We start from the raw sequence: 18,301 nt of genomic DNA, 5'->3' as shown, positions 1-18,301 counted from the left end.
AATCATTGACTCCCGGTTGGAACGACAGTATCCCTCAGGCAAAGGAAAGTCCGCGGCCGAGGGACTGGCTTCAGTCGGGGGACTGTCCTCAGTCAAGGGAGTGCCCACAGCCGGGTGTCTGGTATTGGTCAAGGCAATGTCCACAGCTGCCGGAATTCCCTTCGCCGCGGGAATCTTCTCATTGGTAATGAGAAGATGATATTGTACAGATCTGCAGGGATGCTCCGGATTGAAAAACCACTGGAATCAGTGCGGAAAAAACACAAGCGAAAGACCTTAAAAAGACAGTGAGATTTTTTCATCTTGTCATTGAAAGGGAGCATGGATGGGGTTATCATATAGAATGAGTTTGTATTTTTAAAATTGCTGTCAGGTTTCACAACGACGAAGAAAAACAGGGGTAACAAAACGATGAAAGTAGGGTTTGATTCAAAGAAGTATCTGGAGGAACAGTCTAAATTCATTCTGGAACGGGTATACAATTACGACAAGCTGTACCTGGAGTTCGGCGGAAAGCTTTTCAACGACATGCACGCCAAGCGGGTGCTGCCGGGATTCGATGCTAATGCCAAGGTGGAGCTGCTCAGGCGGCTCAAGGATCAGATCGAGGTCATCATCTGCATGTACGCAGGCGATATTGAGCGGAACAAAATCAACGAAAATCTGGGCATCACCTATGACATGGAAGTCATGAAGCTCATTGACGATCTGAAGAGCCATGGCATTCCGGTGAACAGCGTTGTTCTCACCAGGTATGCTGACCAGCCGGCAGCCAAGATTTTTGTCAACAAGCTGGATCGGCGCGGCATCAAGGTGTTTATTCACCGGGCAATTGCCGGATATCCGTCGGACATTGATACCGTCGTTTCGGAAGCTGGATATGGGATCAATCCGTACATCGAAACAGAAAAGCCCATTGTCGTGGTCACGGCCCCGGGGCCCGGCAACGGAAAACTGGCGACCTGCCTGTCGCAGCTTTATCATGAGGCCCAGCGCGGACTCATTGCGGGATACTCCAAGTTCGAAACCTTCCCGGTGTGGGACCTGCCCCTGAAGCACCCGGTCAATGTGGCCTATGAATCAGCCACCGTGGACCTGAAAGATCTGAACATGATCGATTTTTATCATATGGAAACCTACGGCAAGATGGCGGTGAACTACAACCGGGATATTGAAACATTCCCGATCCTCAAGCGGATCCTGGAAAAGATAACCGGCCGGGAAAGCGATTTCCAGTCCCCCACCGACATGGGCGTCAATTGCATCAGTACTGGAATCTTTGACGATGAAGCAGTCTCCTGGGCGGCGAATCAGGAAATCATCCGACGCTACTTCAAGGCGCTGGTTGACTACAAGAAAGGCCGGGTCGATCTGGAATCCTTCGAACGCAGCCGCATGCTGATGGAAAAAATGGGCCTGGCGGAAGCTGACCGGCTGGTTGTGCCGGCTGCCCGCAGCCTGGCCGCTACCATGACAGGCAGCGACGTGGAAAATGTTTCAGTCGTCGCCCTGGAGCTGGCGGACGGAACCATCATTACCGGAAAGCGCAAATCCATGATGCAGGCCACCGCTGCCTGCGTCCTGAATGCCCTGAAATACCTGGCTGGCATCACTGACAACATTTATCTGCTCTCGCCGGTCGTCTTAAAACCCATTGGCGAGCTCAAGCGCAAGACCTCCCACCTGCAGGAGCAGCTGCTGGACCTCAATGAAATCCTCATTGCGCTGTCGATGTCCGCCGCGACCAATCCTTCGGCTCAGGCGGCATTTGCCTGTATCGACCAGCTGGACGGAACCAACCTCCATTCCACGACCATTCTCAATACCAATGATGAGAAAACGCTGCGGGCCCTGGGCATCGACTATACTTCAGACGATGACTATGCCACCGATAAACTGTTCTACGGCAACTAAGCACAGCCGTTAACAGACCGAAGCGAACAACGGGAGCTGACCCCACACCGGATGACCGGAGGGCGTCAGCTCCCTTTTTTTGTGTATGTCTCGAATCGGTTGAATCAGTGGGTTCGTTTGATTCTCCTGATTCTCCTGATTCTCCTGATTCTCCTGATTCACTTGATTCACTTGATTCACTTGATTCTGAAAGGCTGCTCTGCTTTGAATCTGCCCGGGGAACTACGTATTGTCTTGAGAAAGCCCCGGAACCGGCTCAGGAAAGTCTAAGAACAGCCCAAGAACGGTCTTTAATAGTCTTAGAATAGTCTTTCCAAAGTCTGAGAGAAGCCTTAGGAAAGGCTCAGCTCATAGAGGTATTCCGGGAGCAGGCGGCCGGTGCCGTATTTTTTGCAGGAAGTTTCTCCGATGACGGTGAAGCCAAGCTTTTTCATCACGGCATTGGATGCGATATTCTCCTGGTGGACCGGCGCGGTGATTTTTTCGGCTCCGTTGGCTTGGGCATGATCGATCATCGCCTGAGCCATTTCGGTGGCATACCCCTGGTTCCAGTGATCGCTGTGAACGCTGTAGCCCAGATCATAGATCCGGCCGTCGGGGCTGGGCAGGAAGCTGCAGGCGCCGATCCGCTCACCGGTGTCGGAGCGTTCAGCGATCAGATAACGGCACTCCTCATCGTCCTGAAGTTCATTCAGGGCTTTGCGGTAGGACTCGTCGATATCGTCATAAGCTGGATCTGGCATATACTTGCCCATCTCGGGATCGTTCCACATACACATGACAAAGTCTAAATCGGCGCTGGTGTAATTTCTCAGCCTCAGGCGGCTCGTGATCAGTTCAATCGGTTCCATTTCAATCTCCTTGACAGTGGGGCGGTTTGTTTTTGCATCGGTTTGCGTCCGAAAGACGCATCGAACGGACACCGCAAATCTGTCGAAGATTCTGCGATGTCCGTTCGGCTGCTGTCCGGCGACAGCTCTATGCTTACCTTCTTCTATCTGTATGAGTGTACCCTAGTTTTCGGTTGGCTTGGGAGCGGGTTGTTCGGAGTAGTAGCAGGAGCTGACGAATGCAGCCATGCGGGCAGCCTCTTCCTTGGTCGTATCGGCCGGGAAGGAGAAGCGAACCCATACACTTTCCGTGTCGTCATCTCCGGGACGGAGCAGGTAATTCTGGCTGACCAGACGGACGTTCTCGTTAAAGATCGCGTCAGCGGGATTAAACTGGGCAGCTGGCGGATTCTTCGCCTTTTCGGCCTCAAGCAGCGCTTTGCGGGCTTCGCTTTCTGCCTTGGTGGGGCGGCCGCGCTTCTTTTTCGGTTTCTGCGCTGTCAGGGTCGCAGTGTCAAAATCCGGTGATACCATCAATTCGAGCGTGCTCTCAACGTTCTTCATCTGATAGGTCGCTTTCTGACCGCGCAATGCCTGACGCAATTCATCCGGGATGTCGTTGCGGTCAATGTTCTTCAGAATCCACTGGACCTTGCGCTGATGGCCATAATCTTCCTTGGCGGCATCCTCATCAAAGTAGTACTCTGATTTGACTTCGCCCACGCTGATGTTGGGGCCATCGGCTGTCACCACCAGGTCTCCGATCTGGATCCGGTCGCGCAGCGTCATCAGTGAAGTCAGATTGCCGGAAAGAGCCATCCCGGTATAATTGTATTCTGCTTCCATTTTATCGCGGACTTCGTCTTTGCTCATTTCCGCGATGTCACCTGTCTTGCTCCAGCCAAGAGCTATTTTATTATCTCTCAGGCATTCTTCGGTTCGATCGATTCCGCCGGGCTTCAATCGGACTAAAAAGTAGTTTCGGCTCATGTTTTGCACCTCCCATTTATATATCTATTCTATATAAGATAATTATTATACTTTTCATTAGACTATGCAATATAAAAACGTTAAAAAATGAATTATTTAATAAAAAAGATATTTCACCATCAATTTCGTTTCGAAAATTGGCGGTCTAATGCTTATGAGAGCGAATAATATACATTCTATCTGCATGGTGATACAATATGTTCATATTATTAATATCGGAGGATACCACATGAAGTATATCGTTGATCCAGCAATTTTTGACCTTGCACCCAACTTGGAATTCGGCATTATTCTGGCCACCGATCTGAAAGTCACCCCCTCCAATGAGGCGGATCAGGCCCGGTTCATAGAGGCCCAGGAGGCGTTGGAGACCAGGTGCAAAGCGGAGGAGATCCGCAGCCTGCCCACGGTTGCAGCCTATCGGGAAGTATTACAGAAGGCGGGCATTAATCCCAATAAATTCACGCCCTCGGTGGAAGCGATGCTCAAGCGCGTAGCCAAAGGCAATCGATTGCCCTTCATCAATGCTCTGGTGGATCTGGCCAATGCGGTCTCCATTGAACAGACTCTGTCTCTGGGCGGACACGACCTGAACGACATCAAGGAGAACCTGGAAGTGCGCTTCAGCCGCCCGGGAGATATGTTCCTGCCCTTTGGCGAGACGCAGTGGGAGGCTGTGGAAGCCGGTGAAATGGTGTTTGCATCAGGGCATGAGGTACAGACCCGCAAATGGGTCTGGCGTCAGTCAGAGCTGGGAAAAGTAACGACAGCCACCACCAGGGTCTTTTTCCAGCTGGCCGGCTTTGCCGGGGACCCTGCTCTGGATCGGGCCATGGCTGCCATTGAGCAGCTGGTGGTGGATCGGCTGGGCGGCAAAGTTCAGGTGTTCCGGGTCAACCGGCAGCAGCCGGAGATTGAGTTTATTCGGCCGGAGGCATAAAATTTCATTTCTCGGATCATTTCAATTGAGCGGTTTTCAATTGGGAAATATAAGAAATATTGCAATCAATTAAAGCGCATACAATCAAAATAGAAGATGGGTATGTCAAAAACAAGTTCACTCTAAATTCTTCAGCTGAATTGCATATGAATCAGAATATCAGCAGAAAATCTCCCTGAAGTGCGCTTTTTCATGCATAATCTTTCAAAAAATCAACAACAGCCGCTGAGGAGTCCCTCAGGGGCGGACAATGGGATTTGACTGTATAACAGAGAGAGGCCCACTGAACAATAACCCGACCTGCATCGACCGGATGTTTGATTGGTTCCGGACGGATGGTTTCATCGATAAATAGCCGTGAGATACAAAGAAATAGAAATAATAGAAGGGGAACCTATCGGTTCCCCATAAAGTGCTCCATGAAATGCTGATACAGCAGAACGGCCTGTTCCACCTCCGCCAGGGCGACGGATTCATTTTCACGATGAGCCAAAGCCAGTTCACCGGGACCGACGATTAAACAGGGACAGCCGGACCGGCGGAGTTTTGTGCCATCGGTGGTCCCGGGAAAGGTCCGATGTTCAACGGGAAGTCCCAGTTCCCGGCAGGAATGCTCGAACTGAACCAGGAAGGGATCGGTTGGACTGGTGGTCCAGGGTTCCCGTTCATCCTCACGGATGATCTCACAGATCATGGCGGGATATCTGGATTTCAGCCGTTCCACAATCCGGTCTGCTTCCTCCCAGATCCCGGTGGGAGAGTATCCCAGGGCCAGTCGGGCATCAATCCCGAGCCGGCATTGATCGGGCACGACACTGGGTTCGACCCCGGCCTGAATGGACAGAGCCTGCCAGAAGGTGCGGTCGGATCCGTCGCCGGGTTCCTGGGGGAACCGGACTTCTTTCATTTCCCGGATGAACTCATAGGCCAAGTCAATGGCATTGAGACTGCTCCCCGGATCCGAGCCATGACCGGTCTGACCCTGAAACTGCAGGGTTCCGAAGGTCCGGCCCCGGCTGGAGGAGCAGATGGCCAGCCCGGTCGGTTCACAGACAATCACTCCGGCCGGGGTGCCGATCAGTCCGGCCTGAACCAGGGCGGCGGAGCCCCGCATCCGGTCTTCCTCATCAATGGTGGCGGCCAGGAGAATATCGTGGGGTGGCCGGATGCCGGATGCCTTCAGAGCGGACAGGGCAGCCAGGGCAGCTGCCAGACCGGCTTTCATGTCGGTCGCGCCCCGCCCGTAGAGCCGGCTGTTTCGGATCATGGCCCGGTAGGGATCACTGTCCCAGCGGTTTCGTTCTGCCGGGCTGACCGGGACAACGTCCATGTGGCCGGTGAAAATCAGGGGGTGCGGATCATCGCCCTCCAGGCGGGCAACGAGATTGCATCGTCCGGGGAGCACTTCCTGGCGGATGAATGGAATGTCGCGGTCGGTCAGATACTGCTGCATCCAGTCACTGACTGCCGCCTCTTCACCCGGTGGGTTTTCGCTCCTTCGCTCGACCAGATCCTTCAGCATCCCTGAAACCTGACTCATGATTATTTCCTTTCGGTCCATGACCTTTTTATTGCTCATTCATAGATTCTTAATCATTATACAGGATAATAATATCATAAGCCGAGCACGAGAAATCATGACCTGTGACCAAGTTTCATGAATTCGCCGCGAACCCCGGCCATCGCATCCCCAGAGGAGGAATCAGTATGAAGAAAACGATTCGAATTCTGATCGCAACGGCGCTGACAGCGCTGACCTTCACGGCCTGTTCCGGAGGCACGACGGGCACCGCCGCAGCATCCGGCACCACAACACCATCGACCCTTCCGCCAGCCACATCCGCGCCTGCCACCATGCCCCCCGTCACCACGGCCATAGTCACCACCCCTGCGACTCAGCCGGCTACCGTTCCTTCCACCACCTCTGCCTCCGGTACAGGCAGCGGACCGGTTTCCACCGCCTTCCTGAAATCGGCAGCCTGGATGTCGTCCCTTGACAGTTACCGTATGACCACCACGTCCACCACCCAGGTCATGGGACAGACCACCAAATCGACATCCGTCATGGATTTCTTCCCGAAAGAGAGCAAATACAAGATGGTTTCCGAGGCCGCCGGTGTGAAGGTGGAATCGTACATGGTGGATCAGAAAGTCTATTCTAAGATGCCAGATGGTTCCTGGTCGTACATCAAGATTGACACCGAAGAGATTCCACCGGAAGAATCCCTTAAGCAGATCAGTGAAATTGAATTCCAGGATATGTTTGTCTTTGAATCCACGGCGGATGGCTACCGCCTCAAGACCCGGCGGCCGCTGACGATGGATGAACTGACCAAGCTGGGAACGCCCGGATCGGACAGTTCCGTGCCTGAGGGAATGGAAGACCTGGAGGATCTGGACATCAGCTACGAGATGGAAATGCTTCTGGATCAGGAATACCGCAACACGGAAACCTACATGACAATGAAAATGAAGATGGCTGAAATGAGCATCGATGCCGACATCAAGATGGTTTATTCAGACTTTAACCAGGTACCGGATTTCGAACTGCCCAGCGCAGCAAAAGATGCCAAGGAAATGACGATCCCGGCGCCTTAGCATCGAGGGCTCTTTGCCGGATGCAGAGAGCCTCTTTTGAACTGATTTCCCCCAAGAGGGAAGTCTGCCCAGCCGGATGCAGGGAGCAGGAATGAAAAAAGCCAGGAAAGAAGGAAAGAAAAAGGCCGGAAAAGAAGCCAGGAAAGAAACTGAGAAAAAGACCGAAAAAAAATCCGGGAGCAGTCAGCCGTTGACATTCTACCGGACCTTTGATGATGAAATAGTCCGGCTGGATCCCGAACGGTCAGGACAGGAGCCGCCCACTTCCGGCGTCCGGCTGTCCTATGACCCGATCCCCGTGATTCCCGGGTTTTATACTCTGATCGATGCTTTTGAAAAAGCCCGGACCAGGCAGTCCCGGGCGATGACAGACCAGGACAGGATACAGTCCCGGTTGGGTTCCCCCAAAGAACCGGCGGTGAAAGAGGCCGGAACCGATGAAGCACCGGGCGGAACACCCGGAGCAGGGGAACCCAAAGTGAAACGGAAGGCTCGTACATTGTCTGTCCGACCAAAGCCGGCCGAATCAAATCGGGACATTCTGACGATGGATCATCTGATGGAAGAAGTCGCTTCAACGGAGTCCAGCCTCCCGGTAAGCACCGCTCAGATGGAAGAGGAAAGGCTGCAGACCCTGGACCTGCTGGACCAGACGCTGGACTTTGTTCTCCCGGAATCCCCGGATCGAAAAAAGCCGAAGTCGAAGGATCGCAGGAAACCAAAGTCAAAGGATTCGATGAGGTCCAATTCAAAGGATCCGATGAAACCCCGTTCAAAGGATCAGTAGAAACGAACGAAGTAACGTTTGCCTGATCCAATCCCGAATGGGCCGAAGCGATTTTCTTTGAGAGACCTCTGATCAGAGAAGATTTTTCTTCGGAACAAAGACGTGGCTAATCAAGGAATGCGCAGCCGATGTGAAAAAAGTTTCGGTTGAAATTTTCTGGCAATGAGCCGGGGTGGGCTGGTGTCACAGTTTCAGAGGAACCTCAGACTGTTTTCCGGAGAAATTGGGAGTCCGGTCGCTATTGACACGGGTTCTTCCAGCGATTAAAATGACAGGGAAAGCTTTAAATCAGTCCCGTGAGGCTGAAAAGAGAACCCATTCGAATACCATTGGTGTGTCGTTATGACCTCTTTTTACCCGCGGGTAAAAAGAGGTCTTTTTGATTGCAAATCATGAATTTAAATTTCACAGGGAGGAAATAATCATGAAACACTTAACCACCTTAAAGGAACTGGAAATCTCGGAAATCATGCATCTTCTGGATCGCGCGGAGGATTTCAAAAAGGGGGAGACAAAGACCTATGCCAACATGGTGGTTGCCAACCTGTTCTTCGAACCGTCCACCAGAACCCAGAACTCATTCATTATGGCCGAAAAGAAGATGGGCATCCAGGATATCAATCTGAATCCGGAAGCCTCCTCGATCAAGAAAGGTGAAACCCTGTATGATACGGTGAAGACCTTTGAAGCCATCGGCGTCAATGGAGTCGTCATCCGCGCCACGGAAGAGAAATACTACGAACAGCTGGTCGGCAAGATCAATATCCCCATCATGAACGGGGGCGACGGTGCCGGTGACCATCCGACCCAGTCCCTGCTTGATCTGCTCACCATCCGCCAGGAATTCGGCAAGCTGGAAGGCTTGAAAGTTCTGATTCTCGGCGACATCCGCTTCTCACGGGTTGCGAAAACCAATATTGAAATCATGCGCCGCCTCGGCATGGACGTGTTCATCTGTGCTCCGGAACCGCTGAAGGATCCGGCGTACGACTACATCGACTGTGATGACGCCTTCGGCAAGGTGGACGTGGTGATGCTGCTGCGGGTTCAGCATGAGCGCCATGAGCACCGCATGAATATGACTCAGGAAGAATATCTGGCAAACTATGGTCTGAGCAAGGCCCGCTACGCGGAAATGAAAGACCATGCCATCATCATGCATCCGGCTCCGTTCAACCGCGGCTGGGAAATCGATACGGATCTGGTGGAAAGCCCGAAATCCCGGATCTTCAAGCAAATGGAAAATGGAGTTTACGCCCGGATGGCAGTCATCGAACGGGCGCTGGACCGGGCATGATTCTACTCACGAACGCAAAAATGATCCGCCGCGATAATGAACTTATTTCGGCGGACCTTTTACTGCAGTCAGGGAAAATCAGCCGCATTGCCTCCCAGATCGGGCCGGAGGCAGGCTGGAACGTGATTGACTGCAACGGCATGCTGGTCACTCCGGGCTTCATTGACCCTCACGTCCATCTGAGGGAACCCGGCTTTACCGACAAGGAAACAATCCGGACCGGCAGCCGGGCCGCCGTTAAGGGCGGGTACACCACCGTGTTTGCCATGCCCAATGTCTCGCCCTGTCCGGACACGCCCCAGCGCATGGCGGACATGGTGCTTCGGGCCCAGGATGCTCCGCTGGATGTCCGGTTCTACGCCCCCCTGTCGGCAGGCGAGAAGGGGGAGGAACTGACCGATTTTAGGGAATTGAAGGAAACGGGCGCGGTGGCTCTGTCCGATGACGGCAAAGGGTTGCAGCATAACGGCCTGATGCGTCAGGCGATGCAGCTGGCCAGGGCACAGGATCTGGTGATCGCTGCCCACTGCGAGGATGAAAGTCTGCTCAATGGCGGTTACATTCATGACGGCCTCTATGCCCGTCAGCACAAGCACCGCGGAATCAGCCGCTCCGTCGAAGACGTCCAGGCTGCGCGGGATCTGCTCCTGGCCCATGAAACCGGAGCGCGCTACCACATCTGCCATATGTCGACCCATCGCGGGGTGGATCTGCTGGAGCTGGCCCAGAGCTGGGGCGCCCGCGTTTCCGGGGAGGTCAGTCCGCATCATCTGCTGTTGACCGATTCGGACCTGCGCGAAGATGGCCGGTACAAAATGAACCCGCCGCTGCGGGAAGAGGTCGACCGGCTGCGACTGATCGAAGGATTGAACACCGGCGTGATTCAGGTCATTGCCACCGATCACGCACCCCATACCAGCGAAGAGAAGAGCCGCGGCCTGGCCGGATCGCCCTTTGGCATCACGGGTCTGGAGACCGCCTTCCCCCTGCTTTATACCTACCTGGTCAAGCCGGGGTACATCACGCTGCAAACCCTGGTTGATGCCATGACCAAAGGTCCCAGACAGGTCTTTGGCCTGGAGGCCGGGGAACTGGCTGAAGGAGCTCCGGCGGACCTGACGCTGACCGATTTGCGGGCCGAGTACGTCATTCACGCCGCGGACCATGAAAGCAAGGGCCGCAATACACCCTTTGACGGCTGGCGGGTAAAAAGCCGCGTTGACACCGTCATCAAATCCGGACGGATTATTCTTCAGGGCGGAACGATCCTGGATTAGCATATCGAATACGAAAGGAAACCACTGCATGAAACAAATCCAATGGGATCTTGCGATCCTTTCCCACGAGGGCATTGCCCGGGATACCTTCCGGCTGAAGCTGGCCGCTCCGATGCTGGAGGAAATGCCGAAGCCCGGCACTTTTTTCAATCTGACAGTCCCCGATCAGCGCTTCCTGCTCAAACGGCCCATTTCGGTGTTTGCCGTCGACCATGCCCGTAAAGAGATCTCCTTTATCTACAAGATTATGGGAGAAGGCACCAAAGCCCTGTCCGACGTCCGCGCCGGAGATACCATCCGGGTCATCGGACCTCTGGGCAACGGGTTTCCGATTCAGGATGACGCGCACAAAGTCCTCCTGATTGGCGGCGGGGTTGGCGTTCCGCCCCTGTATGAACTGGGCTGCCGGCTGAAGGAAGCGGGCAAGGAAGTCATCACCGTCCTGGGCTTCCGGGATCAGAGTTCTGTATTCTGCGAAGCGGAATTCAGGAGTCTGGGACAGACCGTGATCTGCACCGATGACGGGTCCTACGGCTTTCACGGACTGGTTACCCAGGCCATCGAGGAACACGGCATTGAGTTTGACGTGTTATATGCCTGCGGCCCCCGGCTCATGCTGAAAGCCGTGGATCTGAAATACCGGGACCATAAAACCGGGTATCTTTCCTTTGAGGAACGCATGGCCTGCGGGATTGGCGCCTGCTACGGCTGCATGACCGAGACCAGGGAGGGACTCAAACGGGTCTGCAAGGACGGGCCGGTCTTCCGGCTGGGGGAGGCAGTGTATCATGATTGATCTGAGTGTCAGTTTACCGGGACTCTCGCTGAAGAATCCCGTGATGCCCGCTTCCGGCTGCTTCGGCTTTGGCCGGGAATTCGCCGAACTGTATGACCTGAGCCTGCTGGGCTCCATCATGATCAAGGCAGTCACAAGGGAACCACGCCGGGGTAATGCCATGCCCCGGATCGCGGAGACGCCCCAGGGCATGCTCAATGCCATCGGTCTGATGAATCCGGGCATCGATCATGTCGAAGAAGAACTCGCCTGGCTGGCGCAGTATGATCTGCCGATCATCAGCAACGTCGCCGGCAATACCGAAGAGGATTATCTGTATGTGGCAGATCGCATCTCGAAGGCTCCCAATGTGGGGGCATTGGAGATCAATATTTCCTGCCCCAATGTCAAACACGGCGGCATAGCCTTCGGTCAGGATCCCGAAGTCGCCGCCCGGCTGACCCGGAGAATCAAGTCCGTCTCGGACAAGCCGATCTATATGAAATTATCACCCAATGTGGCGGATATCAAAGTCATGGCCAAAGCGGTGGAGGAGGGCGGTGCCGACGGCATCACCATGATCAACACCATCACCGGCATGCGCCTTGATCTGAAAACCGGCCGGCCGGTCCTGGCCAATGCCACCGGCGGATTATCCGGTCCCGCCATCCGACCCGTTGCCATCCGCATGATCCACGAAGTGTTCCGCACCGTGAAAATTCCCATCATCGGCATGGGCGGCATTACCTGTGCCGAAGACGTCCTGGAATTCCTTTATGCGGGAGCCAGTGCCGTGGCCATCGGAACCCAGAACTTCATCGATCCCTATGTCTGTCCCAACATCATCAATGCTCTGGGGGCGACCCTGGAGCAGTATGGCTTCCGCTCCGTCCGCGAAGCAGTCGGCTACAGCCACCGCATTTAGGCAGGGAGCGCTATACCACCCTCAGAACTTGATTATCCAACACCCAAATCTTGGGGAATTTACCATACAGAGATCTGCAAAAGATCCAGACAGCCACAGAAACGAAGGGAAACCGGCCAAACAAATGGCCGGTGGGAACACCTGGGCCTTTCACTCTTTCCGGAGTGAGAAGCCCAGGTGTTTTTCAGCTGAACCATCAGAACCGAAAGGATCGCCGGAATTACCACAAACCTCAGTACCGGCAGTGCCGGTAGAACCGCCACTATCATCAGAACCGACAAAACAGTCAGAAACGACTGAAACAAAACTGAACCTTAAAACCATCAGAACTGACTGAAACAAACCAACCGCCTCAACCGGCACATTCAGGCCATCACAAAGTCAATGATGATGTGTTATGGAGGAGGATGGAAGCAGCTGGTAGAAGTCAGTTTTCTCAGCGTAAAAAGTCTCCGGCCGAAAGCCGGAGACCTTTTAGGTCAGGCAGGAGTCGCAATGCTGTGTCCTTGCCCTTGTTGTTGTTGCAATGCAGATTCAGTGGTTCGGTATTTACTCTGGAGAGACTCGGTTAGGAAAATCTCTTTTTCAGGACTCCGGCTCCGATCAGGGAGACCAATCCGGCGATGGCCAGAGGAGCAAATCCAATGTCGCCCGTCTTCGGGATTTCGCCGTTGTCATCCACTTCCTGAAGCTTGAAGTTGGAGGGGACCAGAACCTTGTCGATGACATGGACTACGCCATTACCGGCCTTGAGGTCAGGAGTGGTTACCTTACTGTCATTGACCATGACGCCATCGGTCAGATCGATCTTGATCTTTTCGCCGTTGATGGTGGCAGCTTCCATTCCATTGGTCAGATCGGTGCTCAGTACCTGTCCGGACACTACGTGGTAGAGAAGAACTTTGGCCAGATCAGGCTGGGCCAGCAGGTCGGAACTTGAAATGTTCAGTGCTGCAAGCAGGTCTTCGAAGGCTTTGTTGGTGGGCGCGAAGACCGTGAAGGGTCCGTCGCCTTTGAGGGTATCGACCAGTTCGGCTTTCTGAAGAGCAGCCACCAGGATGCTGAAGTTTTCATTGGACAGCGCGATGTCTACCACAGTTTCCGGAGTCTGGGGTTCCTGCTCCAGCTTGAAGCTTTCGGGGACTAGAACCGTATCAATTACGTGGATTACACCGTTGGATGCTTCCAGATCAGGGGTTGCGACTGTGGATTCATTAATCTTGACTCCATCCGAGAGATCGACTGAGATTTCTTCGCCCTGGAGAGTTGCCGCTTTCATTCCATTGGAGAGGTCGGTGCTCATGACCTTGCCGGATACTACATGGTAGAGCAGGACCTCTTTAAGCTGCGGATGGCCCAGGAGATCCTCAGCCGATATTTTCAGTTCGCCCAGCGGTTTCTCAAAGGCTGCGTCGGTCGGGGCAAACACCGTGAAAGGTCCATCGCCCTGCAGGTCATCCACCAGTTCGGCTTTCTGAAGTGCAGCCACCAGGGTTTTAAAACTGTCATTGCCGCTGGCAATTTCAACGATGTTCTGATCGGCCGCATAGACCGGAATTCCTACAAACAGCGAGAGGCTGACTGCCACATTAAGGATTCTTTTCAATATGTTCTTCATGATTGTTCCTCCATTTTTTACTTTTGATTTTTACTTTTGATTTTTCTTTGTTATCAGGATTTGGTTCTTGATGTCTGGGTTCATTCCATTTTGTTTTCATTCTCTCAGTTTGGTTTTGATTCGGCTGGTTTGGTTAATGATTTCTTTCGGGTTCATCGGGCACCTGAGATCCAGCAGTTGAAAACCATCCGGTTTTCTCTTGGGGTTGCTTTCTTGTTGAGAATTACTTTCAACTAGAATATAATCCGAATCCATCAAGGGTGCAGTATTTCTTTTTGAAATATTACAAAACGTGATAAATCATTTTTAGAGGAACTTTTATTTCATTTAGTGATAAAATGAAAGCAAGGAAGAACCAGGTTTGATCCCGTGTGATCATCCGTTCCATATGGTTTCTATATTCACTGCACCCAAGACTGAACGATCGGTTCTGGGCTCCTGGTTGTTCCGGTGAATGAAAAATCAAGCATCACCAAGGGGTGAATCAAATGAACAGAACAAATATCCGGCGACTGCTCAACGCGGCCATGGCAGTCGGCCTGGTACTGCTGGCCACGGCCGGACTGGGCGTCTGGAACAACAATCAGACGCAGGCAGCTTACGATGAACTGGCTGACCGGCGAAAATTTGAATCAGATCAGAAAATTCCTCAAACCGAAGAAGTACTTTTAACTCCACCGGTACGAAATGATCCGCTCATGGAGGAGTCCGAGGGCATCCCTGAGCTTCCCCTGATTCCCAATCCCAACGATAAGTGGCTGGAGATCAATCCCGATTATGCCGGCTGGCTGACCGTCCCCGGCACAGCCATTGACTACCCTTATGTACGAAGCCGCGACAATGCAGACTATCTGATCATGGACTTTTACAGAAAGCCTGCGAAAGCTGGAACGGTGTTCATGGATTACCGAAATCTGGGAAATTTCAAGGATCGGCATCTGGTACTGTATGGTCACAATATGAAGAACGGAACCATGTTCCATGATCTGGTGCGATACCATGACCGGAAGTTCTTCGATTCCCATCGTGAGATTAGTGTTTCAGGACTTTACGAGACCAGACGATTCCGAATTTTTTCAGTCTATGAAATCACCGCCACCGATACCGTGATCCCGCTTCATTTTGAATCGGACCGCTCTCTTGAAGAGGAAGTGAAGCTCTGGCAGAAGCAGTCCATGCATCCTGAGGAGCAACCGGTAGAAGGCGGTTCCATCCTTTCTCTGGTCACCTGCAGCTACGGCATCGACAACGGACGAACCATCGTCCATGCCGTGGAAATCACTCAACCATAAAATGCCAGGTAACCCATAAGGATATGCGAATACCTCGCCAACATGAGATAAATCGACGCTGACCAGGTTCCTCCGGCGCTTGGCCAAGGATGCGCTTCAAATGAACACTAGAAAATGCCCCCTTCGTGCTCATCAGTGACTTTCTTTGTCACTGATGAGCACGAAGGGGGCGTGTTTGTTATTGGGAATGGCAGTTATTCTCTTTTGAATTACCGCTTCTGAACGAAGATTAGATATTCGCCGTAGCCGGCTGCTTCCATCTCCGCCAGCGGGATAAACCGAAGGGCGGCGCCGTTGATGCAGTAGCGCAGTCCGCCGGAACTTATCGGACCATCTTCAAAGACGTGGCCCAGGTGGGAATCGCCGGCCTCGGACCGGACTTCCACCCGGTTCATGCCGTAGCTGTTGTCTTCCTCTTCCTTGACGGTGTCAGCGGTGATCGGCTTGGTGAAGGAAGGCCAGCCGCAGCCGGCATCGTATTTATCATCGGAGGAGAACAGCGGCTGACCGGTGACGATGTCCACATAGATCCCCGGGGAAAATTCCTTGTCCAGTTCACTGGTGAAAGGCCGCTCGGTCGCTGCGTTCTGAGTCACATCAAAGGCCAGCTGGGACAGCTGCTGCTTCAGGGTGGACTGATCGGGCTTAGTGTAGCGAGAGACATCTGTCAGGGGCTCATCCGCCAGGCTCAGATCGATGTGGCAGTAACCCAGGGGATTGTTGCGCAGGTAATCCTGGTGATAGGCTTCTGCTGGATAGAAGCCGCTCAGAGGTTTGAGTTCCACCGCCAGAGGCTTGTCATATTTTTTGGCTTCTTCCGCCAGGAACTGCCGGGCAATGGCTTCCACATCCGCTGTTTCATAGTAGATGCCGGTACGGTACTGGGTGCCGACGTCGTTGCCCTGCTTGTTTACGCTGACCGGGTCAATGATCCGGAAGTAATAGGCGAGAAGCTCACCGACGCTGACCTGAGCGGGATCAAACGTAATCTGCACCGTTTCCGCATGCCCGGTCTGACTGATTTTTTCGTAGACCGGCTGATCTGTGGTCCCGTTGGCATAGCCGGAAATGACATCCCGAACGCCGTTGATTCGCTGGAAGTATTCCTCCACGCCCCAGAAACAGCCTCCGGCCAGATAGAGCGTCCGGTCAGTCGCTTTCTTCTCCACGGTGGTGGAGGCAGTGGAGGTTGTGGAAGTACCTGAAGTGGAACATCCGCCCACCAGGGCACAGAGGAGAACAGATACAATTTGCTTTATTTTCTTGACAGGTTTCATGGGTCTCACCTTTCTGCACAGACAGAGAAATAGAGTTGGTCGAAGAACCCGCAGGTTCAATGCATGCTTGCGTTCCGAAATCGAATAAAGGTTCCAGTTTGTTTTTTCTGTACTGTAGATTACAGCAAATCGGCGATGTTGTCCATGGTTTTGCTGCCTTATCACAGGGTGTCATACTCCACGGTCTGCGCTGCAGGAAGGGCAGAATCTGTCAGGGGATGGGACTGTCGGAGATAGCCTGCCAACTACCCCATCTCTGATTGCACACTTGATAGGGCCGTTGATTAGGCCGTTGATTGAGGTTTGACAATGACTTTAGCTTGCCCATAACTATGTCCATGATTGGATTGAACCGTTTGCGTTGATTGGCGAATGGTTCGGTCGTTGATTCTCCTGTCAAATTCCCTTCAGACGGGGTGGATTCGACTCTGAAAGAAAAGGACAGGGGAATGCTCCAGAGGGAGCATGTTCCTGTCTTCACTGAAGGGGGCAGAACTTACTTCCCGATTTGATCCAGGCAGGCGTCCTTTTCCGAGAGAATCTCGATGGGTTGTCCTTTTTCCTTCAGTTCCAGTGCTTTTTTCACCTTGGTGCCGTAATTGCCGAAGCTCCACCGCTCATCGCCCAACGCGCCGACCAGCAGGACGTCGGTTTTTCGGGTGACGCCCTTGGAGATCGAAGCGCCCAGGTGCAGCAGCAGCTGTTCAATCTCGGTCCGGCTGCCCCGGCTGAATTCTCCGGTCAGGCAGACGGAACGCCCGTTCAAATCATTGGCCTGATCCAGGCAGGGCTGTGAGCCGGCGAGGGGATTCAGGAAGGAATCGATCAATTCCAGCAGAATGGCCTCTTCCTCAGGGTCCATTCGTCCATCCTGCAGGATGGAATCAACGGTCAGATGCAGAGCATCGAAGGGATAGCTGCCGCTTAAGTCTTCATTGGTCTGAATCCATCGGTTCAGATGGGACAGCTCCCTGGCTGTGATCACCCGGTCTGATCCGATGTCTGCTACGAGCTGCTTCATTTCCAGAATTTTTCGGGTCATTTGGGACAGGCGGGCAGCCGGCCATTTTCCGGTGGCCGGGTTGCGGCACATTCCGCGGTCATACCCGATCATCTGATCCCCGGGTTCATAGCGGTGAATAAAGCGATTCAGGCCGGACAGATCCTGGGTGAGGATCCGGAACAGTTCCATGGTGGCGCGGGTATCACTCAGGGCATCATGGTGCTGTTCCAGGTTGATGCTGAAGTAGCGGCAGCACTCCTTTAAGCCCTGACGGCATTCCGGCACCAGATTTCGGAGAAGCTCCACGGTATCGATAAAATAAAATGAGGGCGGTGTGAGGTGGTAATGGTAGAGGTTTTTCGTCAGAACCGACAGATCAAACCGGACGTTATGCCCGACAATGATCTGCTCCTGGAACAAGGGATGGATCTGATCCCAGACTTCCGGAAATTTGGGCTTGCCCGCAACCTGGGCAGGTCGGATTCCGTGAATCGAAATATTGCGGGGGTGAAAGGTATCCTCCGGATCCACCAGGAAATCCAGTTCGGTCCATCCGTCGGGGGGTGATTGATGAGATTCATGGACTGCGGATGGCTTTCGCGGCAGATCCCCCGGTGATGTCAACCATTCCGGAAACGTGCTGCGGGTGACTCCCCCGGAAGGGATCTGCGGGGCATGAATGACGGCAATCTGACAAATCGAATCGTGGTAGAGACTGGGCGTCTCCACATCAAAAAAGCTGTAGCTGTTCAACACATCATCTCCTGACAGTTAGGGG

General features: G+C 53.3%; 17 protein-coding genes. 9 read left to right on the top strand and 8 right to left on the bottom strand.

Annotated features, from left to right (window positions below; translation table 11 throughout):
• Positions 1-411: 411 nt before the first annotated feature.
• Complete coding sequence (locus tag NQU17_10955) at positions 412-1,914, top strand: DUF1846 domain-containing protein (GenBank protein ID UUM11169.1); 1,503 nt, start codon at positions 412-414, stop codon at positions 1,912-1,914.
• Positions 1,915-2,246: 332 nt separating this feature from the next.
• On the opposite strand, the gene NQU17_10950 is transcribed toward NQU17_10955, so the two are convergent.
• Both NQU17_10950 and NQU17_10945 read right to left on the bottom strand, forming a co-directional pair.
• Positions 2,247-2,765, bottom strand: a complete 519-nt coding sequence (locus NQU17_10950) for a GNAT family N-acetyltransferase (protein ID UUM11168.1) — start codon at positions 2,763-2,765, stop codon at positions 2,247-2,249.
• A gap of 162 nt (positions 2,766-2,927) precedes the next feature.
• Positions 2,928-3,734, bottom strand: a complete 807-nt coding sequence (locus NQU17_10945) for a hypothetical protein (GenBank protein UUM11167.1) — start codon at positions 3,732-3,734, stop codon at positions 2,928-2,930.
• A gap of 229 nt (positions 3,735-3,963) precedes the next feature.
• On the opposite strand from NQU17_10945, the gene NQU17_10940 reads away from it, so the two are divergent.
• Complete coding sequence (locus NQU17_10940; protein ID UUM11166.1) at positions 3,964-4,674, top strand: phenylalanine--tRNA ligase beta subunit-related protein; 711 nt, start codon at positions 3,964-3,966, stop codon at positions 4,672-4,674.
• A gap of 394 nt (positions 4,675-5,068) precedes the next feature.
• Here NQU17_10940 and NQU17_10935 read toward each other — a convergent pair whose 3' ends face one another.
• The gene (locus NQU17_10935; protein ID UUM11165.1) at positions 5,069-6,253 is read right to left on the bottom strand and encodes a M20 family metallopeptidase; all 1,185 of its coding nucleotides are present in this window, start codon (positions 6,251-6,253) and stop codon (positions 5,069-5,071) included.
• Positions 6,254-6,381: 128 nt separating this feature from the next.
• Here NQU17_10935 and NQU17_10930 point away from each other — a divergent pair, with 128 nt between their 5' ends.
• The 6 genes from NQU17_10930 (at position 6,382) to NQU17_10905 (ending at position 12,333) form a co-directional block, all read left to right on the top strand.
• Complete coding sequence (locus tag NQU17_10930; GenBank protein ID UUM11164.1) at positions 6,382-7,272, top strand: hypothetical protein; 891 nt, start codon at positions 6,382-6,384, stop codon at positions 7,270-7,272.
• Between the two features lie 91 nt (positions 7,273-7,363).
• Entirely contained in the window at positions 7,364-8,059 is a 696-nt protein-coding gene (locus tag NQU17_10925) for a hypothetical protein (protein UUM11163.1), read from the top strand.
• 424 nt (positions 8,060-8,483) lie between these two features.
• A complete protein-coding gene (locus tag NQU17_10920; GenBank protein UUM11162.1) occupies positions 8,484-9,356 on the top strand; it encodes an aspartate carbamoyltransferase catalytic subunit in 873 nt (290 codons plus the stop codon).
• Positions 9,357-9,376: 20 nt separating this feature from the next.
• On the top strand, positions 9,377-10,633 hold the full coding sequence (locus tag NQU17_10915; GenBank protein UUM13505.1) for a dihydroorotase: 1,257 nt from the start codon (positions 9,377-9,379) through the stop codon (positions 10,631-10,633).
• A gap of 28 nt (positions 10,634-10,661) precedes the next feature.
• Positions 10,662-11,429 carry a dihydroorotate dehydrogenase electron transfer subunit gene (locus NQU17_10910; protein ID UUM11161.1) on the top strand — a complete coding sequence of 256 codons (768 nt, stop codon included), beginning with the start codon at positions 10,662-10,664 and terminating at the stop codon, positions 11,427-11,429.
• The gene (locus NQU17_10905) at positions 11,422-12,333 is read left to right on the top strand and encodes a dihydroorotate dehydrogenase (protein UUM11160.1); all 912 of its coding nucleotides are present in this window, start codon (positions 11,422-11,424) and stop codon (positions 12,331-12,333) included. The genes NQU17_10910 and NQU17_10905 overlap by 8 nt, the downstream gene beginning before the upstream one ends.
• A 150-nt stretch (positions 12,334-12,483) precedes the next feature.
• Here NQU17_10905 and NQU17_10900 read toward each other — a convergent pair whose 3' ends face one another.
• From NQU17_10900 to NQU17_10890, 3 genes are all read right to left on the bottom strand, one after another.
• Positions 12,484-12,675, bottom strand: coding sequence for a hypothetical protein (locus NQU17_10900; GenBank protein ID UUM11159.1), 192 nt, complete (start codon positions 12,673-12,675; stop codon positions 12,484-12,486).
• Between the two features lie 226 nt (positions 12,676-12,901).
• Positions 12,902-13,951 carry a fasciclin domain-containing protein gene (locus NQU17_10895; protein UUM11158.1) on the bottom strand — a complete coding sequence of 350 codons (1,050 nt, stop codon included), beginning with the start codon at positions 13,949-13,951 and terminating at the stop codon, positions 12,902-12,904.
• The gene (locus tag NQU17_10890) at positions 13,923-14,051 is read right to left on the bottom strand and encodes a hypothetical protein (protein ID UUM11157.1); all 129 of its coding nucleotides are present in this window, start codon (positions 14,049-14,051) and stop codon (positions 13,923-13,925) included. Before NQU17_10890 ends, NQU17_10895 begins: the two co-directional genes overlap by 29 nt.
• Before the next feature lie 388 nt (positions 14,052-14,439).
• On the opposite strand from NQU17_10890, the gene srtB reads away from it, so the two are divergent.
• Positions 14,440-15,243, top strand: coding sequence for a class B sortase (gene srtB / locus NQU17_10885; GenBank protein ID UUM11156.1), 804 nt, complete (start codon positions 14,440-14,442; stop codon positions 15,241-15,243).
• A gap of 209 nt (positions 15,244-15,452) precedes the next feature.
• Here srtB and msrB read toward each other — a convergent pair whose 3' ends face one another.
• Both msrB and NQU17_10875 read right to left on the bottom strand, forming a co-directional pair.
• Positions 15,453-16,520 (bottom strand): peptide-methionine (R)-S-oxide reductase MsrB, encoded by a 1,068-nt coding sequence (gene msrB, locus NQU17_10880; protein ID UUM11155.1) that lies wholly within the window; start codon positions 16,518-16,520, stop codon positions 15,453-15,455.
• A 496-nt stretch (positions 16,521-17,016) separates the two neighbouring features.
• Positions 17,017-18,276, bottom strand: coding sequence for an exonuclease domain-containing protein (locus NQU17_10875; protein ID UUM11154.1), 1,260 nt, complete (start codon positions 18,274-18,276; stop codon positions 17,017-17,019).
• Positions 18,277-18,301 lie beyond the last annotated feature (25 nt).

This window comes from Clostridiaceae bacterium HFYG-1003, assembly GCA_024579835.1.
Classification (GTDB): domain Bacteria; phylum Bacillota; class Clostridia; order Clostridiales; family Clostridiaceae; genus JG1575.
This window is presented reverse-complemented; position numbering and strand designations above follow the sequence as displayed.